Origin of the sequence: Pseudomonas sp. WS 5051, assembly GCF_012985715.1 — a bacterium.
Taxonomy (GTDB): domain Bacteria; phylum Pseudomonadota; class Gammaproteobacteria; order Pseudomonadales; family Pseudomonadaceae; genus Aquipseudomonas; species Aquipseudomonas bubulae.
On record NZ_JAAQWV010000001.1, the window covers coordinates 224,860 to 250,181 of the forward strand.

18 protein-coding genes are annotated in these 25,322 nt (G+C 58.8%); 4 read left to right on the forward strand and 14 right to left on the reverse strand.

All coding sequences use genetic code 11. From position 1 onward, the window contains the following. Nucleotides 1-42: 42 nt before the first annotated feature. Together HBN79_RS00955 and HBN79_RS00960 are read left to right on the forward strand one after the other, a co-directional pair. Entirely contained in the window at nucleotides 43-1,908 is a 1,866-nt protein-coding gene (locus tag HBN79_RS00955; protein WP_169916132.1) for a bifunctional O-antigen ligase/aminoglycoside phosphotransferase family protein, read from the forward strand. A 2-nt stretch (nucleotides 1,909-1,910) separates the two neighbouring features. Continuing rightward, the gene (locus tag HBN79_RS00960; protein WP_232527670.1) at nucleotides 1,911-3,119 is read left to right on the forward strand and encodes an acyltransferase; all 1,209 of its coding nucleotides are present in this window, start codon (nucleotides 1,911-1,913) and stop codon (nucleotides 3,117-3,119) included. 14 nt (nucleotides 3,120-3,133) lie between these two features. Here HBN79_RS00960 and HBN79_RS00965 read toward each other — a convergent pair whose 3' ends face one another. The 7 genes from HBN79_RS00965 to HBN79_RS00995 form a co-directional block, all read right to left on the reverse strand. Then, complete coding sequence (locus HBN79_RS00965; protein WP_095017695.1) at nucleotides 3,134-4,018, reverse strand: glycosyltransferase; 885 nt, start codon at nucleotides 4,016-4,018, stop codon at nucleotides 3,134-3,136. Next, nucleotides 4,015-5,166 carry a glycosyltransferase family 4 protein gene (locus tag HBN79_RS00970; RefSeq protein WP_095020184.1) on the reverse strand — a complete coding sequence of 384 codons (1,152 nt, stop codon included), beginning with the start codon at nucleotides 5,164-5,166 and terminating at the stop codon, nucleotides 4,015-4,017. Before HBN79_RS00970 ends, HBN79_RS00965 begins: the two co-directional genes overlap by 4 nt. Next, nucleotides 5,163-6,047: a DUF6625 family protein gene (locus tag HBN79_RS00975; protein ID WP_169916133.1), complete on the reverse strand. Its 885-nt coding sequence runs from the start codon at nucleotides 6,045-6,047 to the stop codon at nucleotides 5,163-5,165. The genes HBN79_RS00970 and HBN79_RS00975 overlap by 4 nt, the downstream gene beginning before the upstream one ends. Nucleotides 6,048-6,110: 63 nt before the next feature. Further along, complete coding sequence (locus HBN79_RS00980) at nucleotides 6,111-7,529, reverse strand: PIG-L family deacetylase (RefSeq protein ID WP_169916134.1); 1,419 nt, start codon at nucleotides 7,527-7,529, stop codon at nucleotides 6,111-6,113. 121 nt (nucleotides 7,530-7,650) lie between these two features. Continuing rightward, complete coding sequence (locus HBN79_RS00985) at nucleotides 7,651-8,547, reverse strand: antimicrobial resistance protein Mig-14 (RefSeq protein ID WP_095017697.1); 897 nt, start codon at nucleotides 8,545-8,547, stop codon at nucleotides 7,651-7,653. Further along, complete coding sequence (locus HBN79_RS00990; RefSeq protein WP_095000916.1) at nucleotides 8,547-9,677, reverse strand: glycosyltransferase; 1,131 nt, start codon at nucleotides 9,675-9,677, stop codon at nucleotides 8,547-8,549. The genes HBN79_RS00985 and HBN79_RS00990 overlap by 1 nt, the downstream gene beginning before the upstream one ends. Further along, on the reverse strand, nucleotides 9,661-11,418 hold the full coding sequence (locus HBN79_RS00995) for a carbamoyltransferase (RefSeq protein ID WP_169916135.1): 1,758 nt from the start codon (nucleotides 11,416-11,418) through the stop codon (nucleotides 9,661-9,663). Before HBN79_RS00995 ends, HBN79_RS00990 begins: the two co-directional genes overlap by 17 nt. A gap of 259 nt (nucleotides 11,419-11,677) precedes the next feature. On the opposite strand from HBN79_RS00995, the gene HBN79_RS01000 reads away from it, so the two are divergent. Next, complete coding sequence (locus HBN79_RS01000) at nucleotides 11,678-15,964, forward strand: membrane-targeted effector domain-containing toxin (protein ID WP_169916136.1); 4,287 nt, start codon at nucleotides 11,678-11,680, stop codon at nucleotides 15,962-15,964. 162 nt (nucleotides 15,965-16,126) lie between these two features. Further along, on the forward strand, nucleotides 16,127-18,241 hold the full coding sequence (locus HBN79_RS01005) for a TonB-dependent receptor (RefSeq protein WP_169916137.1): 2,115 nt from the start codon (nucleotides 16,127-16,129) through the stop codon (nucleotides 18,239-18,241). Nucleotides 18,242-18,329: 88 nt separating this feature from the next. Here the strand turns inward: HBN79_RS01005 and HBN79_RS01010 are convergent, their stop codons facing one another. The 7 genes from HBN79_RS01010 to waaF are packed head-to-tail and all read right to left on the reverse strand — an operon-like array spanning nucleotide 18,330 to nucleotide 25,281. Next, nucleotides 18,330-19,772, reverse strand: a complete 1,443-nt coding sequence (locus HBN79_RS01010) for a lipopolysaccharide kinase InaA family protein (protein ID WP_169916138.1) — start codon at nucleotides 19,770-19,772, stop codon at nucleotides 18,330-18,332. After that, nucleotides 19,772-20,527 carry a lipopolysaccharide kinase InaA family protein gene (locus HBN79_RS01015; protein WP_095000911.1) on the reverse strand — a complete coding sequence of 252 codons (756 nt, stop codon included), beginning with the start codon at nucleotides 20,525-20,527 and terminating at the stop codon, nucleotides 19,772-19,774. Before HBN79_RS01015 ends, HBN79_RS01010 begins: the two co-directional genes overlap by 1 nt. Continuing rightward, nucleotides 20,524-21,258 carry a lipopolysaccharide kinase InaA family protein gene (locus HBN79_RS01020; RefSeq protein WP_169916139.1) on the reverse strand — a complete coding sequence of 245 codons (735 nt, stop codon included), beginning with the start codon at nucleotides 21,256-21,258 and terminating at the stop codon, nucleotides 20,524-20,526. Before HBN79_RS01020 ends, HBN79_RS01015 begins: the two co-directional genes overlap by 4 nt. Next, nucleotides 21,258-22,064 carry a lipopolysaccharide core heptose(I) kinase RfaP gene (rfaP, locus tag HBN79_RS01025; protein WP_095000909.1) on the reverse strand — a complete coding sequence of 269 codons (807 nt, stop codon included), beginning with the start codon at nucleotides 22,062-22,064 and terminating at the stop codon, nucleotides 21,258-21,260. Before rfaP ends, HBN79_RS01020 begins: the two co-directional genes overlap by 1 nt. After that, nucleotides 22,064-23,185 carry a glycosyltransferase family 4 protein gene (locus tag HBN79_RS01030; RefSeq protein WP_095000908.1) on the reverse strand — a complete coding sequence of 374 codons (1,122 nt, stop codon included), beginning with the start codon at nucleotides 23,183-23,185 and terminating at the stop codon, nucleotides 22,064-22,066. Before HBN79_RS01030 ends, rfaP begins: the two co-directional genes overlap by 1 nt. Further along, the gene (waaC, locus tag HBN79_RS01035; protein WP_095000907.1) at nucleotides 23,185-24,246 is read right to left on the reverse strand and encodes a lipopolysaccharide heptosyltransferase I; all 1,062 of its coding nucleotides are present in this window, start codon (nucleotides 24,244-24,246) and stop codon (nucleotides 23,185-23,187) included. The genes HBN79_RS01030 and waaC overlap by 1 nt, the downstream gene beginning before the upstream one ends. Beyond that, nucleotides 24,247-25,281, reverse strand: a complete 1,035-nt coding sequence (gene waaF / locus HBN79_RS01040; RefSeq protein ID WP_169916140.1) for a lipopolysaccharide heptosyltransferase II — start codon at nucleotides 25,279-25,281, stop codon at nucleotides 24,247-24,249. Nucleotides 25,282-25,322: the final 41 nt, after the last annotated feature.

Sequence of the window (25,322 nt, forward strand, 5' to 3'; positions counted from 1 at the left end):
GCGCTAGTATGGCCGTCCAAAATCTGGAACGAACCTTTCAGCATGCAATTGAGCTACTTAAATTATTCAAAACAACGGGTGTTTGATTTCATTTGCCTATGGCTGCTGCCTGTCGGCCTTTTATTACTTTTATCCGACCTTTATTTTCTGCCTGGACGAAGCCTGCATCACAAACTGTATTACGGGCTGTTCAGCATTCCGACCCTGATTGCCCTTGTCTTGCGGCCCAAAGAACTCCGGGACATCTTGCGTGAACCGTTGATCGCAGGCTTCCTGCTGTTTGCTGCCTGGGCCATGGTCAGCCTGATCTGGAGCAACACCGAGGAGAGCATTCTCGGCCTGTTCAAACCCCCGCTGCACCTGTTCATGCTGTTCGCGGGCGGTACATTGCTGGTCAAATACCGCAGTGACAGCCTGCAGCCGGTCATTTTTGGTGCCGCAGTCATTGCCCTGGTCGCGACCCTGTACAACCTGTACATGTTCTACCCCAACCATGATCCGCAACTGCGGATGATCGGAGCCGGTGCTTTCGACAATCCGCTGCTCAGCTCCCACGCATTCGGGTTCTTTTGCATCTACTGGCTAACCCTGGGCATGACCTGCAAGCGCCCGCCAGCCCTGTTTGTGGCCATTCCCGCCTTTGTCATCATGTTTGCGGCGGTGATCGCCACCGGCTCCCGAACCCCGCTGCTGGCCATCGTCATGACCATGGTCTGGCTCAGCTTTATCTGCTGGAACCGTCGCTCACTGGCCCTGATCAGCATGCTCGCTGCAGGGGGCATTGTGGTGGCCACGCTGTTCTGGGACATGCTCGTCAGCCGCGGCAGCTCGTTCCGCTTTGAACTGTGGCAGATGGCGCTGGATCTGATCGCGCAAAGCCCGTGGGTCGGTCATGGCTATGACGCGCACTTGTCTCTGACGTTGCCACAATATCCCGACGCCCCCCTGAGCGAGCCCCATAATTTTTTCCTCGGGGTACTGTTCTACGTCGGTTTGCTCGGCCTGCTGCCCTGGTTGTTCATGCAGGCCTGGGGCCTGTACAGCAGCTGGCGTCACCGCGTGCAGCCGTTGTTCATCCTGGCCTCCGCCTGGCTGGTATACGGTATCGGTGCCGGCCTGACCGAGGGTGGAGGGATCATCTCGCGCCCCAAGGAACACTGGTATCTGCTGTGGATCCCGCTGGCCCTGATCGCCGCACTGAATATCGGCCTGCGCCTCAAGACCCTGCGCGACAGGCCGGTTCACCGCCTGTCCGATGCCGCCTTCAATACCCTTGCCAGCCATGCCCAGGTGATTGAAGAAGATGGCTTGGGCCCCAAGGTGCTGCGCCTGCAAAACGGCAACTTCCTCAAGTTGTTCCGCGCACGCCGCTGCTATACCTCGGGCAGCTTCAACCCTTATTCGGAACGTTTTGCCGTCAACAGTGAGCGCTTGCAGGCGATGGGCATTCCCGCGCCGAAAATCCTCGACCTGTTTCAGTTGCGCAATGGCAGCACTGCCGTGCTGTACCAACCACTGCCCGGCCAGACCCTGCGCCAGGTCATGCAGTCGATGGGTTCGCCGGCCATGCGCCAGGCCCTGGTCGAGCGCTTCGGCAAGTTCCTGGCGATCCTGCATGACAAGGGCGTTTACTTCCGCTCACTGCACTTGGGCAATGTGTTGTTGATGGACGATGGCGAGTTCGCCCTGATCGATATCGCCGACATGCATCTTTATCCTTCGGCACTGCGCATAGCCCTGCGCCAGCGCAACTTGCGGCATATGCAACGCTACCCCGAAGACCGTCGCTGGCTGTTCGAAGAGCAACTGCCCGAACTGCTGCAAGGTTATGCCACCCTGGCTCCCGCCCCTGCCGTTACAAGCCTGCGCAACCAGGTTATGGCACTTGCTCAAACCAACGCGCCTTGAGCCTGGACAGCAGTAACCCCTTGTGGGCGGTGCTGGCCTATGGCCTGGCGATCATGACGTCAGCATTGCTGCTGCGGTGGTCGCCGACCATCCAGCGCAATCTGGAGCACTCAGCTCAAGGCCGCTATAGCAGTGTTGATGGCTTGCGCGGCTATTTGGCCTTTGGTGTGTTCATTCACCACACCGCCATTACCTGGGTGTTCCTGCATACCGGGGCATTTGAAATGCCCTCGACCCGGTTCTACGCCCAGATCGGCCTGGCCAGCGTGGCCTTGTTTTTCATGATCACGGCCTTTCTGTTCTGGGGGCGTTTGCTCGAGAAAGGCCGTGAATACGACTGGCTGGCCTTCGCCGTGTCCCGGGTTTTCCGCCTGTACCCGCTATATTTGCCGCTGATGCTGCTGGTGATTGTCAGCGTGTTCTACATCCAGGACTGGACACTCAAGGACACCCCGCTGGAGATTGCCGGCCAGATACTGGCCTGGCTGTTTTTTGATCGCCCGGACATCAATCAATTCCCGCAAACCGGCGGGCTGATTGCCAACGTCACCTGGACCCTGAGCTACGAAGTGTTCTTCTATATGGCGTTGCCGCTGTTCGGGATGGTGTTTCTGTACCGCAGCGACTGGCGACAGACTGCACTGTGCCTGATCGCCATCTATGCGCTGTATCAGGTGGTAGGTTGGGAGCACTCGCTGAAAAAGCACATTCTGATGAGCTTTCTCGGTGGCGTGGCCGCGGCGTACTGGGTACGCACGCCCAGGCTGCTGGCCTGGAGCCGGACGCCCGTTGCAGGGGTCATTGCATTGGTTGTGCTGATGGCCGTGCTGACCCTGTTCCGCAAGAGCTTTGCGTTCTTCCCGCTGCTGTTGCTTACCCTGGCGTTCTCGATCATCGCCTCCGGGCATACGCTGTTTGGCGCATTGGCCAAGCGCAGCATTCGCTGGATGGGTGAAATCAGCTACAGCACCTACCTGTTACACGGCTTCCTGATCTGGCTGATGTTGCAACGCCTGCCACTGGGGCTGCCACTGGATACCAGAGAGCCGCTGGTGTTCCTGCTGCTGGCGGCCCTGAGCAGCTGCCTGCTGATTGTGCTCAGCAGCCTGAGCTTCCTCTACATCGAGAAGCCGGGCATGGCCGCAGGCAAAAGGGTTGTGCGCCGACTGCGCCGGCGTACCCGGACAACCTCACAGGTCGAGCCGGAATAACCCCTCGCACGCCGTCAGTCTTTTTCCAGGGGTGAGAAATACAGCCGCCCCAGCCCACGCCAGGTTTTGCCCGTCCAGCGCTTGAACGGAATCTGCGCCAACAGCTCGCGAGCCAGGGCACGATTGCGGTTGGCCGTTTTCAGGAACATGGAATTGAGGAACTTGTAGCGCACCTCGTCGTACAGCGGGTGATCGCTGAACTGGGCATAAATGCGCAGAATGCTGTCGATCATGAACCGGTGGTTCTTGTACGAGTTGGTCGCGTGCTTGCGATAGCGCGCCATCACCACGTTCAGGCCGTCGATAAAGTACCCTGCATGGGTAATCTTCAGCTCGATATACAAGTCTTCCAGGCGAATGCTCGGGTCAAACCCCCCCACCTTGTCCAGTGCTTCACGGCGGATCATCAGGGTCGGCGCAGGCGGATACGGTTTGCGCTCCAGGAACATGTCATCGAAGTCCAGGCGCCGGAACGGTACATCACGGCGCTGGCGTTTTTCCGGGAACAGGTTGCCATTGGCATCGATCAACTCGATATTGCCCGCGCAAATACCTACTTCCGGCTTGCCATCCATGTAGGCAACCTGCACCGCGATACGGTCCGGCATCATGATGTCATCGGAACCGAAGGGCACGATCAGGCTGCCCTTGGCCCGGGCAATCGCACCATTGAGGGTATTGGTCAGGCCCTGGTTCTGTTGCACTCGAAAGTCGAAACCATGTACCGCCTGCAAACGCTGGATACGCTCCACGCTGTCATCAGGCGAGCCGTCATCGATCACCAGCAATTCGATATTGGGATAAGTCTGATCCAGAACGCTCTGGATGCTTTGTTCTATGTAGGGCCCGTGGTTGTAGGAGGCGATGATCACCGTCACCAGGGGTTGCGAGTCAGTCATGGGTGTTCCTTACGGGCCTGGCGCAGGCCCGAGTCGATCAGGTCCAGATACTCCTGGCGGAATACCTCAATGTCGTGGTTTTGCTGCAAGTAGCGGAACGCCTGCTCGCCCTTGGCTCGCAAAGCGTCGTCCGACAGGGCCAGGTACTCGTCCAGCGCTGCGGTAAGCGTTGCCACGTCGCTGGGCTTCACCGCCAGGCCACCCGCCCCTTCAATCAGCGGCAGCATGGCCGGCACATTGCTGGCGATCACCGGCAAGTGCCCACTCATGCCTTCGAGCAGCGCCAGCCCCAGGCCTTCGGCCAGTGAAGGCATGGTCCAGATATCAAAAGCACGCACGTACTGCAGGGCGTTCTCCTGGAAGCCCAACAAATGCGCACGACCATCGAGCCCCAGTTGCCCGATCTGCTCGCGCAAACGCGACTCCTCGCGGCCGGCACCAATAATGGCCAATTGCGCGTTCGGGTATTTGTCTTTCAATGCCGCGAAGGCTTGCAGCAAAAAGCGGTGGCCCTTGATAGGCACCAGACGTCCCAGCGCGCCGATCATCCGCGCATCCTGATCGAGGCCGAGCTTTTCACGCGCCTGCTGGCGTGGCAGCTGCAGGGCTTCGGCCTGCTCGATATCGATGGCGTTGGTGATCGCGTAAGTATTGGCGTCGGTGAAACCGCACTGGCAGTCCAGCAGGTACTGTTTGACCGCAGGCGACACGCCGACAAAGCGCCAGTGCTTGTCGATCAGGCGCTTGGCCTGGCTGCGCCGGTAAAAACGGTCGTACTCGCCAAACCCGTGGGAAATACCCACGCACAGCGGGATTTTCAGCCAGCGGTTGAGCTGCAGCATCATGTTCACCGGCTTGAAGCGGTTGCAGATCACCACATCAAACTGCTCTTTGCGGCAGAACTTGTACAACGCCCACATGGCGCGCAACCGCATGCCCTTGAGCGACTTGTCGCTGAACTCGAAATACACCGAGTGGTCGGCCTTGCTCACTGGCTCGCCCGGCCCCGGGCGCCCACGCAAAAAGGCCGCCGTGATCTCGTAATGCTCACGGGGCAATGCGCGTACGATCTGCTCGGCGAGGTCGGCAAAGTCATGGGACTTGACGTTGTAGTCGGGCTGCAATTGCAAAACCTTGGAACGCTTCATAACTCTCCCCGGTGAAATCCGGTGGCATCAATAACCCAGGCAGGCTCTGCCGCCAGACGCTGGATTGCAACTGGATCGGGAGCAGGCAGCTTGGCCCACTCGTTACGCTTCCAGCACACGAAGTGAAAGTAAGGAAAGCTGTGATCGCCGTCACGATCGTTTTTCAATATGCCGTTTTTCCAGAACCACTTGCCCGGGAAATTTTCCGTGCCGTCATGCCACTTAATGCAGCCGCCGGGGGTACTGAAGGCCTCGGTAAACTCACTGGTGCGACGAAGCGGGTTGAACTTGCCCACCAGCTCGAACAGCGGTTTGGGCAGGTTCTTGCGCCACAGGAAGATCCGGCTGAAGGCACCTTCATCCAGCGCATGATGCTGATTGTCAGTAAAGCGCTGCTGCCAGTCCTTTATCCGCATGAACAGCTCGCGCTTGCATGACGTATTGCGCATCAGGCACAAATGCCCCGCGACCCGGCGTTCGTGGGTTGAAAACAGGTCATAGCGGGCCAGCCGCTCGGCGGTGAAATAACTGCGCAGGTCTCCGTACACCAGATCAATATCGCCGAAGGCCCAGAAATCATAGCCCTGCAGACGATCTTCGTGGATATAGCCCAACGCCGGCTTGATATCGCACAACTTATAAGCCTCTTTGGGTGCGAAATTGATCTTCAGGCGCTCAGAAACCTTACGGCAATAGTCGGTAAAGCTGATCGGTTCAACGGTCACATTGGCTGGCAGATTTTCAGGTACCCCACAGTCGCTGAAAAATAGCCAGTCAATATCGGGATTGTGCCGACAGCTTTCGAGGAAAAACGGCATCCAGAACGGCCACCGGCCGAAGTACGGGATCACAAATAAAATACGCGGTGATGGTTTTATCACAGGGAACTCAATGTAAAGGTCGAGATTAGGGTCAATGCTATGACCGCTTTTTATATGTGCTTATTATTTTAGTTGCCAAAACAGCTCATGACGCCTGACGGCCTTGCGGAAAAACTCATTCTCGCCATAAGGCGATGGCTTTCTGCCTGCCAGGAGTTGCTGTATCGATCGTCTAATCCTGCGCTTGAGCGCAGCCCGTGGCTGCAGGTCATGCATCATCCCCAGCGCCATGGCCTTGTCGCGTTGCTGTGCAAGGCTCAACGGCAGGCTGCAAGGGCGCAGGCAGAGCGTGGCATCGAACACCGGCGGCAAGGCAATGCCGTCACCGCTGTTACCCATCGGCCAGCGATCGTTGTCATGCAGGTGGTTGGCGTAGCCGAGCACCGTGGTCGGCTGCCACTCCAGGCCTTCAAGGGCCTCGGTGACAGCGTCATGGGCACAGATATGGTCCGGGTGCGGGTCGATTGACGGGTGCGGAAGCACGATCACTTCAGGGCGCGCGCGCAGAATCAATGCACGCAAGTCGGCCAGCAGGTTATGCCAGGTCGGCGCGCCGTCCTGATCGGCGGGCAACGGGAACGGGTTGAATTGGCGGAATACGCGAATGTCGCTCAAATCGGCCTCGCGCGAGGCCATCGGCTGATCGGGAGCGCCCTGCATGGCGGGCAATTGCAGGCAAAAATAACCCAATTGCGCGCAATGGGCTTCAGGCACCCCGGCCCAGCGCGGTACGACCATGCTGTCCCAGGCGCGCAAACGGCCCTTGAGGCGGGCGGCCTCTGCCCGTGGCAGGCCCATTTGCTGATAATGCCCGGCTTCGATTTCGCCAGCGGTCAGGGTCACGATCCAGGCTTCTTTGGCCTGGCTGTACAGGCCAAACGCGGCCAGCTCAGCATCATCGGCGTGGGGTGCGACAACCATGATCCGCTGCTGGCGATAATCGGGTTGACGGAAAATCCGCAGTTCAGGTTGGCCCAAAACGCGGCAGTAGCGCCCGCGCACACGCAACTGCCCCGCGACCAGCGCCTGCGCACAACCACTCACGTTCAGGTAGCGCTGGCCATTCACGCCACGCTCGAAAGTTTGCCGGTCCGCCGACTCGCCACCCGACAGTTGCACATACGGGTCAACAAAGCGTCCCAGCCAGCCACTTTTAACCTTGACCTCCAGGATCAGGGTTTCATCTCCCGCCAGTTGCAGCGGCTGCTCCGCTACCAGCTTGTCGCCCTCAAGGCGCACCGCCGGCTGCTCGCTGCCGGCCGGGAAGCTGTACTGGTAATCGTCCTTGGGCGAATAGAACAGATGATCGGCAAACCATGCTTCATGGGCCACCCAGCCCAGCACCGCCAACACCGGTGGCAACCACCAGGCCAGCAACACGCCACTGGCAATCAGCACCAGCAGGCCGATCAGCAGGCCAATACGCTTGTTGCGCCGATGACGCTTGAGAAGTTGCTGTTTGCGCGAGGCGGGTTGGCTCATGGCTAGGCTCTTGTGATTGATCTCCCGTGGGAGCGAACCTGTTCGCGATGCAGGCACTGCGGGATGTTAAAAAACGCAGTGATACCATCGCGAGCAAGTCCGCACCTACAAGATTTGTGTTTCAGACTTTGAACACGGGCACCGGGTTGCACCAACGCTCTTTGTATTCACGGTCGGCGCGGCCGAACGAGAAGCGCAACGGCTTGTTGACATTGCGGGCCTGTTCCCAGGCAGATTGGGTATTGAGAAAACTCAACACGCTGCCAGGGCTGAATTCACGGGTCTGAGGGTCAACACCGCCATTGACGTACTCGACACTGATCCACTCGGGCGATTCAGCGCGGTACACCAATTGAATCGCTATCGGCGCATCGTTGAGGAAAATCACCGAGCCGATCAACAGCTCGCGCAACAGCTCGATGACCTCGGCCATCCGCTCGGCCCCTGTGGCAACAAAGCCCCAGCGGCGCAAAAACAGATCGCAGTATATGCTCGCCAATTCAGCACTGGAAAACTCCGATACCGGGCGCACTACGCCGCCCGCCTCTTCCAGCAGGCGCAGTTCGCGGCGCTGGTTGTAGCGGAATTTTTTCGACAGTTCTTCCGGCGTGCGAGCCATCGCCAACTGCTCGGCTTGCGGCAGCAGATTGCTGAAACGGCCCTCATTGAGCTGCGACAGGTAGCGTGCTCGATGACGCAAAGGTGCCGCCGCATCGGCAGCCGCCGGCAGAATCAGCTCGGCATTGCCCAGATCGAACAAGCCTTTTTTGCCATGACGCTTGAGCACATCCTTGGACAAGGCCAGGTCGCGTCCCCAGGTCGGGATCGCCGCCTTCAGCTTGCCGTCCTGCTCCCAGGCAAGATAACGCACAGGAATACCGGCCAACTGCGCCAGACGTTCAACGACCATCGGGTGGGTAGCGACGCTGCCGCCAAAACGCTGCCAGGCATCGGCATAAGTGCCGGAATCCACAACGCTCCAGCCGCGCTCACGCCAGCCTTGAAATCGATTGAGCATCAGGACTCCGCAATCAGGTCGGTGACTTGCGCCAAGTGCCAGAAGGTATTGCGCACCGCCCGATCACTAAAACGTTCGTGCAAACGCTCAAGCATCAGTTCGGCGCAGGCCATGCGCTGCTCATCATCGAGTTGAGCCAGGTGCTGCAGGCCCTGGGCCAGATGCTCGGCATCGCCCAGCGGGAACAAAATCCCCACGCCCTCGACCACTTCTTTGGCACCGCCACAGGCCGTTGCCAGCAACGGCACACCGGCAGCCATAGCCTCAAGCAGCACCATGCCAAACGGTTCGTGATCAGAGCTCAACGCAAACACGTCAAAGGCCCTGAAATAGCGGCGTGCATCAGGCACCTGGCCCAAAAACAGCACCTGATCGCCGATCCCCAGCTCATTGCTCAGCTCTTTGAGATCCTCCTCCAGACGCCCCTTGCCCATAATGACCAGTTGGCTGTCAGTCGGCAGATTGGGCAACGCCAGGGCAAAACCGCGAATCAGCGTGGCCTGGTCCTTGTCCGGATGCAGGCGACCGACGTTGCCGACAATAAAGCCATCGACCGACAGCCCCAACGCTTCGCGCGCCGGGGTGCCAGACAATTGCCCGGCCTGGACCGCATCGATATCGATACGGTTATAGAGCGTGTTGATACGCCCGGCTGGCCACTTGGGCAGGCACTTGCGCATGTCGTCACGCACCGCGTCGGAAACACCGAGCAGGCTCAGGCGCTTGCGAAACAGGTGGGCAAACAGCTTGCGGCTGCGACGCTGATAATCGCCAAACGCATGATGCACGCCGATCACCGGCAAGCCGGTGGCCAACAAGGCGATATAAATCGGCTTGAAGCGGTGGGCGATGCAAAAACTGAAATTGCGCGAGGCTGCGATCTTGCGCAGCCTGGCGATGGCACCCAGCTTCAGGCCACGAATGGCCCTGGAGCTGAATTCCATAAAGATCACTTCATCAGACGCACAGCCTGCTGCCACTTCAGGGTCGGTTGCCCCGGTCAGGAAGACCGTGGTGACCTTGTACCCGGTACCGGCAAACAGGCTCGCGTACTGGCGCGCACAGTCCAGGAACGGCCCGTCATAGCCGTGGCAGAACTGCAGCACATGACGCTCAGTCGAGCGATTCATAAGTCTCAGCGCCGTCTTTAACCACCAGGATGTCTTCCATGATCAGGTACTGCAGATCGGAACCGAAGAACATGTTCAGCGCGTCAGTCGGCGAGCAAACCATAGGCTCGCCACGACGGTTAAGCGAAGTGTTCAGCGAAACGCCGTTACCGGTCAGCACTTCCAGCGCCTTCATCATGTCGTAATAACGCGGGTTGTATTCGCGCTTGAGCACCTGGGCGCGGGAAGTGCCATCTTCATGGACAACCTCCGGCACGCGGGTCTTCCACTCTTCAGCCACTTCGAAAGTGAAGGTCATGAAGGGTGCCGGGTGATCGACCTTGATCATCTGCGGGCCTACGGTGTCGAGCATCGACGGGCAGAAAGGCCTCCAGCGCTCGCGGAACTTGATCTGTTCGTTGATGCGGTCTGCCACGCCTTCGCTGCTCGGGCAACCGATGATCGAGCGACCGCCCAATGCACGCGGGCCGAACTCCATGCGCCCCTGGAACCACGCTACCGGGTTGCCATCGACCATGATCTTGGCGATGCGCTCCGGGGTGTTTTCGATGCGGCGGTAGGCAGGTTTGCCAGGGTGACGGGCACAGGCCGCGATCACGTCTTCGTTGCTGTACGCAGGGCCGAGGTAGACGTGTTCCATCTTCTCGACCGGCACGCCGCGAGCGTGGGATACATACGCCGCTGCGCCGACTGCGGTACCGGCATCACCGGACGCAGGCTGTACGAACAGTTCTTTGACTTCCGGGCGGGCAATGATTTTCTGGTTCAGCTTCACGTTCAACGCGCAGCCGCCGGCAAAGGCAATCTTGCCGGTTTCCTTGAGGATGTCGCCCAGGTAGTAGTCGATCATCTGCAGCGACAGTTTTTCAAACAGCGCCTGCATGCTGGCCGCGTAGTGGATGTACGGCTCGTCGGCGATATCGCCTTCGCGCTTGGGCCCCAGCCACTCGATCAGTTTTGGCGAGAAGTAGAAGCCCTTGCCGTTCTCTTTGTAGCGACGCAGACCGATCACGTTGGCGTATTCGGTGTTGATCACCAGTTCGCCGTTTTCGAACGAGGCCAGACGCGAGAAGTCGTATTTGCTGGCGTCGCCGTACGGCGCCATGCCCATGACCTTGAATTCGCCATCGAGCATCTCGAAACCGAGGAACTCGGTGATTGCACCGTACAGGCCACCCAGGGAGTCCGGGTCGAAGAACTCCTTGACCTTGGTGATCTTGCCATTTTCGCCGTAGCCGAAGAAGGTCGTGGCGTACTCGCCCTTGCCATCGATGCCCAGGATCGCGGTTTTCTCTTTAAAACCCGAGCAGTGGTAGGCGCTGGATGCGTGAGCCAGGTGGTGCTCGACCGGTTCGATCTTGATTTTCTTCGGGTCGAAGCCCAGCTGCTCAAGGCAGAACACGATCTTGTTGCGGTAGCGCTTGTAGCGCCGGTTGCCCATCAGGATCGCGTCAAGGGCGCGGTCCGGGGCGTACCAGTAGCGCTTGGCGTAGTGCCAGCGAGCCTTGCCGAACAAGCTGATCGGAGCGAACGGGATCGCCACCACGTCAACGTCGGAAGGTTTGATACCCGCTTGTTCAAGACAGAATTTTGCGGACTCGTAGGGCATGCGGTTCTTTGCATGCTTATCGCGTACGAAGCGCTCTTCTTCAGCCGCCGCTACCAGCTTGCCGTCGATATAGAGGGCTGCGGAGGGATCATGGCTAAGGGCGCCGGACAGGCCAAGAATCGTCAATGCCACTGGATTAGCCTCTTTTGAATGCAGGCAGGCGGCGGGCGCCTGAAAAAATGATGCGTTCCTCGCAGTTCGAGAAACAGCTAAAGAGCGGGATTATAGCGTAAAGACGCCCGCAGTGACCCTGCACGATTTGCCACGCCCTATTGCGCGCCCTCATCTGCAAAAAAATCGCCGGGCCACATATATGTAGCCCTAACACCCGAACGTTTTGGGATTTCCTGTGGATACACCGACGTACGCGTCAATAGACAGGAACGACCCCATGCCCAGTGCACTCGCTAACCTCAAAGACGCAGAGCGCGAACTGCTCGTGCTGCGCAATGCCTTGCCCAACCTTGATCTGTCGCTGGATCACTGCCTGCGGGTATTTTTTCCGCGGTTGCCCGCTGACACCTGCACCGACTTTCTTTTCATCAATGAAGAGATCGCAGCCCAGCCTGGCCAAAACCCCACTATATCCAGCCAGTCGGTGACTGCCCTGATAGACCAGTGCTACCTGACCGGCCAGATCCCGACCTTCGTACAGGGTGCCACCCGCGTCTACAACTACGCCTATACCCTTGACGAGGAGGATCGAACGGCCGGGGTATCCGCCCCTGAACTCGAAAAATACCTTGAGTTTGTCGTCCGCTCCCCGCAGTTGTGTGTGAGGGATGCCCTTAACGACTTCTGGCGCACACCCCACAAGGACCTCAATGGGCAAGCGCCCAAAGACTGGCTGTCGCAATTTGCCCACAGGCTGATCCGCGCAGAAGCCTCCGTGCGCCACGAGGACAGCACCTTCAGCCCCACCGCCCTGGACATGATCAATCAGGTACTCCCTGATGCCAGCCCATCTCCCGCGCCAAAAACGCCCGGCCCCTACGGCTTTTACACGCTGGCACTCAGCAGTCGTCTCATGCAAAGGACTGCAGTGCTGCACGGCGCCTTCGTGATTACCACGAAACACCTGCCCCTGATCTCAGCCAGCGTGCAGGACAAGCGCACTGCCCTGGATCCCACCCCGCGGCCTTCAGTGCTTTACCTGCCGAACACTGGCCTGGAAGTGTTCGATTCACTCGCCGCCCTCAGCCAGGAACTGTCGACCCGGCTCAACGATCCTTACCAGCGTGAAACACTGCTCACGTGCGTACTCACCGAAGATCGGGAGCGCGCCCTGGCCCATGAGCAAGTCGACTACAGCCCGGTTGCAGACAGCGCCATAGCTACCGTCTTCAGCGATCAATTGATCAACAAACAAAAAAGCGACATGCACCATGCCTGGTCGGTGGCACGCAATCTCAAGCAAGACACATCCCTCGATCAGCTATCCGACTGCGTCGACCAATCCCTGGCTGCAAGCCTGCCCCTAAATCCCGTCAACATACTGCGCGGGCGCTATACCCGATTGCTGGAAAGCCAATTGCCCGACTGGTTGAAGACTGCTTCAGACAGCCAAAAAACCCAGTGGCGGCTGGCCGTTGAGCGCCTTAATCACGAGCGCCTGGCGGCAGAATCCGATGACGCCCAACCCCTCAGCGAAATCGGCCGCAAACATACACTGCTGGGTTATGCCCGCCTTCAGTTACAGCAACAGATCAAAAAAGACCACGGCATAGACGTCGACCCGGACGAGATCTTCATCTCGACCACTGAAGCCCTGCGCACCGGCCCTTTGATCAACCCTGTCAGTGGTTCCGGGTTTCCTGCAGGCATGAGCCTGGGCAGAACCGGGCCGATCATCAGTTACCACACCACACGCCGTAGCCTGAGTGAGCTGGCGCTGTCCAATGTCGGTATCTGGGACGTCACTTTCGCCCTCACTGCACAAGTCAAGGATGGAGCGGGCCAGAAACATGCCGTGCTGACCAGCAGCTATCTGAAAACGCTGGTGCGCCAGCTGGATATTGGCGAGCGCTACAAAAAAAATCTCAAGGAGCTGCTGGTCAACTCCAGCCAGGCCCAATGGCGCAAGGAGCGTTATGTCGCTTTTAAGCAGACACAACTGAACCTGGACTTGCTTGAAGCCACGCTGGCGGGTGCGCTGACCACCCAACAGGTGTCATGGGTCAGGGCTGCGCTGGAGCAGCCCGTAGAGAACAACCGTGCACAAATCAACGGTGAGCAGGTCAAAGTCCATCTGCTGATGTTGCGCTATAAACCACTACCGGGTTTGCTGGTGTTCAGCGCCACCGGCTCCGGGCAACTGCTGTGCTACACCCCCGGCGGGCCTGAGAGCCGCTGGTTCCTGGTTGCCAACTCACGCAACGAGCTGGGCCAGATCCTGTCACGGCCTATTTGGCGAGCCTATGTGATGCGCCACGTGACACCGGCGCAACAGCCGTATATCAAGCCGCTGCTGGAGCGGGGACTGAGCGAGGCCAATCTGCAACTGCAGGGCATCAGCCATGACCTGTTCGAAGCGTCCTACGACACCGAGGCCTTGCACGCCATCCGCGATGCTGACGAGCAGTCGACTTCTACCTGGGAAAGCAACGTAAACACTGCCAAAGAGGCCGTACTGACGGCAATCGACATCCTGTCTTTCGCATTGCCCACCCGAGTGCTGCTGCCCATCGTACTGGCGCGGTTTATCGCTCAGATCATCAGAGGCCTTGATGCCCTGCAGCGCGACGAAAAACACGAAGCTCTGCTGCACTTTATGGAGTCCATCACCTACCTGACTGACGGCGCCTCGGACTTTACCGGCTCAGCCGTATTCGGCAATTCGATACGTCAACGCGCAAAACAGCCCGTACCCTCGTTGAGCCCCGCTGCTGCCAGCCATTATCCCGGTGCCAGGCTCAGGCTGCGCACGGGGGATGAATACGGTGCAGGTGTGTATGAAGCGCCCACTGCCAATGGTCAGACCGCCTGCTACACCAAAAACACAAACGGCAGGTTCTATCGCAGCCAGTACGACAACCTGGACAACACCTGGCGCGCACTGGATGAGCGCAAACCCAACGCACCGTACAGCATCCCCTTGCGCGAACTCTCGGCCGGGCAGTGGGATGTCGATCCAACAACCCCTTTGCTCAAACAAAAGCCCGGCATTGAAAGGGTAATCGACAACGCGCGCGTCAGAGCCGTCGATCTCAGCCGTTACACCCCTGACGAGCAGGGCATCTATCGCATAGACAACATGCGATATATCAAGCAGGACAGCGACGTGTTCGAAGTCTACAGCGGCTGGCTGGGCCGCAACTGGTACTTGCAACCGCAATCGAGTTCAAGCGCTGGCGCAAGCGCCAGCTTCAAGGTCCGGCGCACCGCAGGCCGCTGGCAAATCAAGCACAGGCTGGCGGACAACAGCAAACGCTGGGTACCTCTGACCGGGCATCTCACCGAGTTGCCTGGCGATGTGCCCCACCTCAAATACAGCGACTACGACATGCCCGCCGAGTACCAGGAAGCACTTCGGGACATCACCGAGAACCATCGTTCAGTACTCGATGGCATCACTGACTTTATGGATTTTGCGTCCGAGCGCAGCCTTGCCCACCGGGCATTCAAGGAGCTGCGGATCAAGCTGCTCGCGGATGCCAAGGCCTACTTCCTGACAAAACCTGCAAAACCCCGGGCCACCCGCCCGCAATTACCTGGCAACGTGCAGGAACAAGCGTTGATCAACCACCTGTTCGAGCAGTCAGATGGCATCGTGTGGGGTGAAACCCACTCTCACCAATCGAGTAAAAAGATCCTGATCGACAACATGGCCGAGTTTGCCAGACACGACGTAAAGGTCCTCTACATGGAGCACCTGCAAAGCGACCTGCACCAAAGCCTTCTGGATGACTACTTCCAAAGCGGAAAAATGCCCCTCAGGTTGAACAAATACCTTGAGGATCAGGATTTTGGTCATCAGATCAACCCCTCCAGCCGCCATACCTTCAGCCAACTGGTGCGCGAGGCCAGACGGCATGGCATCAAGGTCATCGCGGTTGATTGCTCGGCCAGTTACTACCCGAAAAGCACACCGAGCGAAACGCCCTGGCTAAACCGTTATGAAATGTTCAGCTACTTTGCCTCCCGTACGATTCGCGCTCATCAGGCCCAAAACCCAGGAGGCAAATGGATAGCCCTGACGGGCAACTCACATGCCAACACCTTTGAGGGCATACCGGGGCTGGCCGAACTTGAAGGGGCGATATCCGTGCGGGTATCGGATTCAGCCCCGGGCACCAGCCGCGGCTTGCGTCAGGACATCGGTGAAATCATCCCCGCGGATAACAAACATGCTAACTACCGCTTTTTGAAAAACGATTACTGGCTGCAAATCGACATTCCAGGCACAAAGCCCCATTTACCAGCCCTCTCCCCATCGCAAACCAATAACAGGCTACCGGCTCCGGGGTTCTTCCGCCTGGACAGCGCATCCCCTCAAGGCGCCCAGTTGATACATCGCTCAAATAACCACGAAATTGTGCATACCCCTTTGAGAACCGACGCCAATGGTCAGATTTTTATCGAACGTGAAAGCTGGCCAACCATCCACCAAAAACGCTACGACACCCTCAAAGACCTGATCCATGGCTTACAAGACATCAACATGACCCAAGTGCAATAACCCCGCGCCCGACGCTCATCACGTTCAAGACAGGGACGGCTCAGCGCGTCCTTGTCACTTGTTTTGCTGGATATCCGCACCTCAGCCGCTAAACTGCGCGCCCTCTGCTAGCCTCCCCCCGTCGCCCTGGACGGGTCGCGTCACACGGAACCCGATTTGCCCATGAAATATTTCACACCTGCTCACCTTGCCCTGTTACTGCCAGGCCTGTGCCTGGCACCTGTCGTCTGCGCCGAAACCCTGGAGCTGGATCCCAGTGTCATCACCGGCTCGCGCAGCGCCAGCCCGAGTTTTGACCTGCCGTACTCGGTGGACAGTATCAATCAGGAGCAAATCCAGGATGGCCAACTGGGCATCAATGCATCCGAGGTGCTGTCCCGTGTACCGGGGCTGGTGGTGCAAAACCGTCAGAACTATGCCCAGGACCTGCAAATATCTTCCCGTGGCTTTGGTGCCCGCTCGGCGTTTGGGGTGCGCGGCATCAAGCTGATTGCCGACGGCATACCGGCCAGCACCCCCGACGGTCAGGGCCAGGCTGCAACCTTCAACCTCGATACCGCCGAGCGCATTGAAGTGCTGCGCGGCCCGGCGGCAACCCTGTATGGCAGTAACGCCGGTGGCGTGATTCAAATGTTCTCCCGCGACGGCGAGGGCCCGCCGCGCATTGGCGCCGAGACTCTGGTCGGCAGCGACGGCATGAGCAAGAACCACCTGACCGCCGAGGGCGCCACCGACGACGTCGGCTTTGTGCTTGATGCCTCACGCATGGACACCGACGGCTACCGCGACCACAGCGCCGCACGCCGGGACCAGACCTTCGCCAAGCTCAACCTCAAGCCCGACGAAGACAGCAAGCTGGCGCTGATCTACAGCAGCCTTGAGCAAAACGGCACACAGGACCCGCTGGGCCAAAGCTGGGAAGCCTACAAGGCCGACCCGCGTTCGGTAACGCCCAATGCCATTACCTACAACACCCGTAAGAGCATCGACCATCAGCAACTGGGCCTGAACTACGAGCGCTATATCGGTGACGCTACCCTGCAGGTCAATGCCTATACCGGTACGCGCAGCGTTATTCAGTATTTGGCGATTCCTAAATACATAGGCAACACCACAACTCTGAACCCAGCTAACGAACGCGGTGGTGGTGTTGTTCAGTTCGACCGTAAATTCTACGGGGCAAACGTGCACTGGATTCAACCCATAGCTAGTGCTCCGGGAGATCTAACAATTGTCAGTGGTCTGGACTTTGATCAAAGCCGCGATAATCGACACGGGTATCAAAACTACAGTGGCGATCAACTGGGTGTTAAAGGAGAAATGCGCCGCGACGAAGTAGATACAGCTCGTAGCCTTGACCCGTTCGTACAAGCTAATTGGGCCATCAACAACTGGACCGTCCAAACGGGCTTACGTTACAGCACGATGGAAATGGATGTAGATGATCACTTTTTGAGCAATGGCGACGCCAGTGGCACTAGGCGTTATGAAAAGGCCACACCGTCCTTGAGCGTGATGTACGCCTTTACTCCCGAGCTACATGGCTATGTCAGTGCAGGTAAGGGATTTGAAACACCGACACAGGCAGAGCTTGCCTATGCGCCGGGCGGGCAGGAAGGCTTTAATTTCGGCCTTAAACCCTCTGAGAGTACTCAGTACGAAATTGGCCTGAAAGCTCAACTGAATGACACACGCATTAATGCAGCTGTATTCCAGATAACCACAGAAGATGAACTAGTTGTTGCAGGTTCCGTGGGCGGACGAACCAGCTACCAAAACGCTGGCCGCACCCTGCGCCGTGGTTTTGAACTCGGCATCGAAAGCCAATTGAGCGAACACTGGACTACCACCTTGGCTTACACCCGCCTGCAAGCAACCTATGACAGCGACTTCGTAAGTGGTAGTGGGACCAGCAGAAAGGAAGTAGACAAAGGCAACTACCTGCCGGGCGTACCGCAGACCACGCTGTTTGCCGAGGTGAACTGGAAGCCGGCCGACTGGGTCAGTACGGCTATTGAAGGCATGTACCGCAGCAAGGTATATGTGGAAGACACCAACACCGCCAAGGCAGCACCTGCTTATACCGTATTCAACTGGCGGGCGAAGTTTGAACAGAAGATCGAGCACTGGACCTTCCACCAGACCTTGCGTCTGGACAACCTGCTGGACCGTCAGTATGTGGGTTCGGTGATTGTCGGCGACTCCAACAGCCGCTACTACGAAGCTGCGCCGGGCCGCTCGTGGTATGCCGGAGCCGGGGCGCAGTACAGCTTCTGACAGCACGGGCACGCCCCTGTGGGAGCGGGTTTGCTCGCGAAGAGCATTCGCGAGCAGGCTCGCTCCCACAGAAAGTCCTGGCTAGGCTTCAGTCAGGGTTTGTCGGCAATCGCCCGTCAATCACCTGATACAACGCACTGCCCACCGGCCAGTTGCGCATAAAGCGTGCACGATCGCGGGCGTACGCTGCAGCGAAGCTGCTCGATGAGCGATGCTGGCACATCGAATCCAGATCAATCAGCGCCCAGCGCCCGTCATCCCAGAACACGTTATGGCCCTTGAGGTCGCCGTGGCTGATACGCTCGCGGATCAAATCGGCAAACAACCGCTCCAAAGCCATCAATTCGGCTTCGGGTGCATCTCCGTGCTCAACATACGGCGCAAAACGCTCGATGATATCCGGCCCCGGCAAAAACTCCGTCACCAGATACGCCTTGCCCCGCAACCACATAAAACGGGTCTCCAGCATTGCCAACGGTTTAGGCGTGGCAATCCCCAAAAACGCCAGACGATTGCCTTCACGCCATGAATGCCATGCCCGGCTCGGGCGCCAGAAACGTTTGAGCCAGTGGGCAAAGCCCTTGATGTTATAGCGCTTGACCACCAGCATGCGGCCCGCTACTTCAACCTTGCCGACACTGGCCGCGCCACCGGTCTTGTACAGATGCCCCTGATCAAGCAACGCATCAGCCCTGGCCAAAACGGGCAACATCGCCGGCTCTTCTTCGCGCAGCACGGCACGCAGGGCAAACGCCCCGTGTTGCACGCTGAACAACGAGCAATCACGGCCAACCTTGTTCAAAAAGTCATTCAGGCGCCAGGCACGGACTTTCTCGACCTGCTTGAGCAGCGCTTCAAGCGGCAAGGCATGCTCGCCGTTGCTCAGCAGGTAGTGCACGAGTAATTCTTCGATAAACGGCTCAAGGCTTTTGGGCAACTGGGCAAAAAACACGCCGAGGTTTTCCAGCACTTTTTGCCGCGACAGCGGTTTGCCTGCCTCTTCGACACAGATGCCTGCACCATCGATCAAATACAGCTTGCCGTCCTGACGCAACAGGTTGTCCAGATGCAGGTCTTCCTGCCACAGACCCTTGCGGTGCATCTGCCCGATGGCAGTCAAAGCCTCGGCAAGTACGGCCACTTGTTCATCAGCCAGCACCGGCAACGACGCGACTGCATCCCAGGCATCGCCCAAGCTCTGAGCGCCCTCCAGGTACTCGAACAGCAACCAGCCCCCCTCACCTTCCTGCAAGCCATCAGCCAGCAGTTGCGGCGTGGTCAAGCCTTGTTCAGCCAGCAGACGCACCCCGGTCAGCTCGCGCTGAAAGTTGCGTGCAGCCTTGTTGCCGACCATCATCTTGGCCAGCACGGTACGCCCGCGCCACACCCCGGCACCGACATAACGCTGGCCCGGCAATACCCGCAGCAAGGTCAGCAGTTGCAATTGCGCAGGCCCTGCTGCGTCGGCCAGTTCGATACTCAGCGGCAAGCCTGGCGCACGGCCAGCCTTCAGCAGTTCGGACAAACGCATCAGCGCCCCCCTTTTTGATTGCGCCGCACATACAGTCGCGTCAGCCAGGCATCGACCAAGGAACTGTCGACGGGCTGTTCCAGATAAGCAGCGAGCAAGGCGCGCACCTCTGCTTCGCTCCAGACATCGGCCCGACGCAACAACGGCTCAATGTCCTTGACCCTGTCCCGCTGGCCCAGCAACAAGGGCCGGGTTTTTTCCAGATCGATCAATTGAGCGCGATACCCCCCCGCGCCATCGGCCTGCAGGAAGATATGCTTGGGGTAAAAACATCCATGCACCTGCCGCGCAGCGTGAAGCCGACGAGCCAATTGGCCGCATTCGCGCAAAATCGCCTGCTGCTGCTCTGTGGTCAGTTGCGGCCATTGCTCGAGCAGCGAGTCGAGGTCATTCCAACCGTCCAGCGCACGGGTCATCAGCACTGCACGACGCTCGCCCGGCACTTTTCGCTCACCAAAAAACACCGCTTCCAGCGCAGGAATACCTATGTGCTTATAGCGCTGAATATTACGGAATTCGCGGGCAAAACTCGGCTCGCCCAGCGGACTGTGCAGCGTGCGCGTAAGGTAATTGCTCTGACGCTTGAGGTAATAGCCCTGACCTTCAAGATCCATGCGAAACACGCTACTCCAGCCGCCACCACTGGTATTGGGCTCGTCTACCGCTTCCAGCTGCACGGCCCACAGGGCATCAAAGTCAGCCAGGCCATTGCGCTCAAGCAATGCCCGGTCGGCGTCTGCCATAAAGTCTGTCATTCCCGGCCCTCGAAAAAACGCACGATATGACGGACACGTTCCTTGTCCGCCGCATTGAGCGTCGTGCGCCCGGTGTATTGAAAATAGAAACGCAAACGCTGGGTGTAGGACAAATGGTACTTGGCCACTTTATCGAGGCACGCCAGGTCTTTGGTGATGCGGTATTTGAGCCAGAAGCCGCGCCAGAAATCGCCGTTGGGGCAATCGATCAAAAACAGCTTGGGCTGCTCATCGATCAGCAAATTGCGCCATTTCAGGTCGTTATGGGTAAAGCGATGGTCATGCATGGTCTTGGTACAACGCGCCAACTGACGGCTGACACAATCTACCCAGGCACGATCCTTGAGCAGCGGATCATGGTTGTCCGCCAATTCTGACAAATCCCGGGTATTGGGCAGTTCGCGGGTGATCATGGCGCCACGGGAGTAGGCGAACCCACTGCGTTCAAGGCCCCAGGCCACCACCTCGGCCGTGGGGATACCCCACTTGGCGAAGCGCTTGAGGTTCTGCCATTCGGACTTGACCCGCGGGCGGCCCAGATAACGGCGCAGGCCCTTGCCGGCCCCGGTGTAGCGCTTGACGTAATAATTCACGCCATCGCGCTGCACACGGATGACTTCCGACAGCGGATCGCGCGTCAGATGCTCCCCCTGCAAGGCAAATACTGCCTCCAGACTGCCAAAATCAGACGCCAACGCACTGTAAGCAGGTTCCAGATTCCAACCCGCCATTACAGTGCATCTCCATAACGCTGTTTGCGTTCGTAGAGTTTGTTCGCCTTGCCTTCGAGCCACGCCAGCAGGCGGGCTTCTTCGCGCAGGATCTGGCGCAGGGGCATCTGGAAGTAACCGCGCAGGAAGCGCAGTTTGTCCCGCTGGGTCAGGCCGATATCCAGGGCCGAGAAATACAGTGCCGCCAGATCCTTATTGCGCCAGCGCTTACTGATCACGGCGCGAGTCTGGGCGCGGTGCAGATCGATCACCGACAGGCGGAAGTTGTCTGCGGTCACCGGTTTGTCGGTGTGCAGCAAGAAATGGCAGATATAGCAGTCACGGTGGTTGACCCCGGCACGGTGCATCATGCCGGTCATGCGTGCCACTTCAGCGATCAGCGCATGCTTGAGCCTGGGCTGCGGTGGCTGCTTGACCCAGTTGAGGCTGAAGTCTTCGAGGCTGACCGTCGGCGCCAGTTCTTCGGTGATGATGAAGGAATGCTGGGCTGCCGGGTTGTTGCCCTTTTCGCCGTAAGCCACGGCCGTCATGGTCGGCACACCCACTTCGTGCAGGCGCTTGATCGCCCGCCACTCCTGGCCGGCGCCAAGAACTGGCAGCTTGGCCGTCAGCAGGTTCTTGAACACTTCACCCCAGCCAATGCCACGGTGGATTTTCACAAAGAAACCGCGCCCGTCGACTTCGGTACGCAAGGTACGCCGGCCTTCCAGTTCGCGGTAAACCTCGCCTTCCAGACGCTCGACTTCGGTGAACGCATCGCGCCCTGCCCACAAGCTCTTGAACGGTTCGGCAAGAATCAGTTTCATCAGTGTTGCTCCGCCAGAATCACATCCGCAGCGTGCTGCGGCATGCTGTAGAGGTCGGCCGTCTGCGCGTAGGCCAGGCCATTCCGGCTCCAGGCCGCGCGCGCAGTGTCGTCGGACAACATGTGTGTCAGGTATTCATTGAGTTGCGCCTGCTCGAACGGCTCGTCCAGGACCCGACCGCAATCGGCGTCGCTGATGTAATGGGCGTAGCCGCAAACAGCGCTGACCAGCACCGGCAAACCCGCTACCAGTGCCTCAAGCAATACAGTGCCGGTGTTTTCGTTATAGGCCGGATGAATCAGCAAATCGGCGCCCAGCAGGAAGCGCGGGATATCACTGCGCCCCTTGAGGAACTGCACATGATCGCCCAAACCCAAAGTGGCACTCTGCAATTGAAAGACTTTGGGGTCGTCCTGGCCGATTACAAACAATTTCGTACGTTTTTTGAGCTCACCCGGCAAGGCCGCCAGCGCTTTGAGGCTGCGATCCACACCCTTGGTCTTGAAGCCCGAGCCAATCTGCACCAGCAGCAAGTCGTCGTCTGCCAGATTGAATTCACGTCGGAACTCGGCGCGAATCTCGGCGGCATTGTCCGGCGCGCGGCGATCCAGGGCGATACCCGGTGGCAGCAGATGGAAACGCTCCAGCGGGGTGTCGTAGTGTTTGATGAACAGCGGCTGCTGGACTTCGGAAATCATCAGGATTTCAGTCTTGGCGTCCTTGGCGAACACCGCGCGCTCGTACTCGGCAAAGTGCTTGTAGCGTTTGAAGAAGCGATAAAACGAATGACGCAGGTTTTGCGCCTTGTCTTCAAAGCAGCCGTCCGCCGCGTAGTACACGTCCAGCCCCGGCATCTTGTTGAAGCCGATGAGCCGGTCTACCGGGCGCTTGGCCAGATCGGCCTGCATCCAGGCGAGCATTTTTTCATTGCGGGTATGGTTGTGGAACGCCTTGACCGGCGCCACCAGCACTTCGAATCCGGGCGGGATATCGCCTTCCCAGATCATGGTGTAGACGCGGATTTGATGGCCGCGCTTCTGGCATTCCAGCGCAATGCGCATGAAATCCCGTTGCAGCCCACCAAACGGAAAGTATTTGTACAGCACAAAAGCCAGTTGCATCAGCGCAGTTCCTCAGCCAGTAACAACGTGCTTAATCGACTCGCGACACGCTCAGGGTTCAAACGGGTGAAGCACAGTGGCCACTCGTTTTTCAGATCAAACCGCTGCTGGTCCTGTGCAGTCGGAGTGTAGGTGCATTTTTTCTGCAGGCATGGCGCACACGGAAAATCGCTGGCCAGGTGGATTTGCACCTTGCCATAGGCACCGGTCAGGCCCGGATTGGTAGGCCCGAACAAAGAAATGGTCGGCACATCCAGTGCAGCGGCCAAATGCCCTAACCCGGTGTCGACTGCCACGCAGGCACTGGCACTGGCCAGTACCTTGGCAACCCCGGCCAGATTCAATTTGGGCAGCACCACGGCATTATTCAAGCCATTGGCAATACGTTCGGCCCGGGCTTTTTCAGCCGGATTGCCCCACGGCAGGCGCACTTCGACGCCTAGATGTCCCATGCGCTGGGCCAGATCGCGCCAATAGACTTCGGGCCAGTGCTTGGTGTCCCAGGTGGTGCCATGCAAAAACAGCACGAAGGGCTTTTTGCGCGGCAGCTCAACCAGTTTTTCGACATCCAGGCCGTAATCGCCCAGCCCTTTGGGCAGGTCGTAGCCCAGCGCGACCGCGAACAACTGACGCAGACGCTCAACCGCGTGCTGCCCGCGGGCTACCGCCAGGCGGCGCTGGTAAAAGCGGCTGGCCAACGGTTCCCGGGCGGAGTCTTTATCCAGCCCGGCAACCGGGGCTTTCACGTAGCGGGTCAACCAGGCACTTTTCACCAGTCCCTGAGCGTCGATCACCAGGTCGTATTTTTCGGCGCGCAGGCTTTGCTTGAAGCGGCTCCACTCGCCGCTCTTGAGGGTCTGCCAGATGTTTTTGCGCCAGCGGCGGATCGCCACCGGAATCACCTTGCCCACCGCCGGGTGCCAGGTCGGGATTTCGGCAAAGCCTTCTTCCACTACCCAGTCAAAGGTGATGCCCGGAATCGCCCGCGCCGCATCGGTCAGCGCCGGCAAGGCATGGATCACATCCCCGAGGGATGAAGTTTTGACCAACAGAACGCGCACCTAGTTAACCTCGACCGGTGAACCCTGCAGGCGCTGCAAGGCTTCAATCACCGGCTGCGGCATCAGTTCGCGCAGGCAGTTGTAGTGGCCAAAACGGCAGGTACGGTCAAAACAGGGGCTGCAATCGAGGCCCAGCCGCACAATTTCGACCTTGTCCGCCAAGGGCGGGGTAAAACCTGGCGAAGTGGAGCCGTAGACCGCCACCAGCGGGCGGTTCAGCGCAGCGGCCACATGCATCAGCCCGGAATCGTTGGATACCACGGCATCGGCACAGGACAACAGGTCGATGGCTTCGGCCAGTGAGGTCTCGCCGCTGAGGTTGACCGACTCTTCGCGCAGCCCCGGGATCAGGCGCGAACGGATATCTTCGCCTACCCCGTGATCGTTTTTGGAGCCGAACAGCCACACTTGCCAACCTTCGCGGATCTTTTGTTCGGCAACTTTGGCGTAGTGCTCGGACGGCCAGCGCTTGGACTCGCCAAATTCGGCACCCGGGCACAGCGCCAGCACCGGACGATCCAGCTCCAGGCCGAACTTGGCCAGTGCGCCGGCACGGCTTTGCGGGTCAATCTGCAAATCGGGGCGCGGGTACGGCTTGGGCAGGTCGGCCCCAGGCTCATAGGCCAGGGCCATAAAGCGCTCGATCATCAGCGGGTAGCGCTCTTTGTCGAGCTTGCGCACATCGTTAAGCAGGCCGTAGCGGAACTCGCCGCGCCAGCCGGTACGTTTGGGAATACCCGCAAAAAATGGCACCAGGGCCGATTTTAGCGAGTTGGGCAACAAGATTGCCTGATCGTATTGGCCCTTGAGGGACTTGCCGATCTTGCGTCGCGTGGCCAGTTCAAGCGCGCCGTGGCCGAGCGGGAAGCTCAAGGCCTTGCGAACTTCAGGCATGCGCTCAAGGATGGGCCGGCTCCACTCGGGAGCCAGCACATCGATTTCGCACTGCGGGTGGCGCTGCTCGAGGCACTGGAACAGTGTCTGCGCCATCACCATGTCACCGACCCAGCTGGGCCCAACGATCAAAATATTCATAAGTTTCCATAAACAAGCAAGGGAGGCATTCGCCTCCCTGC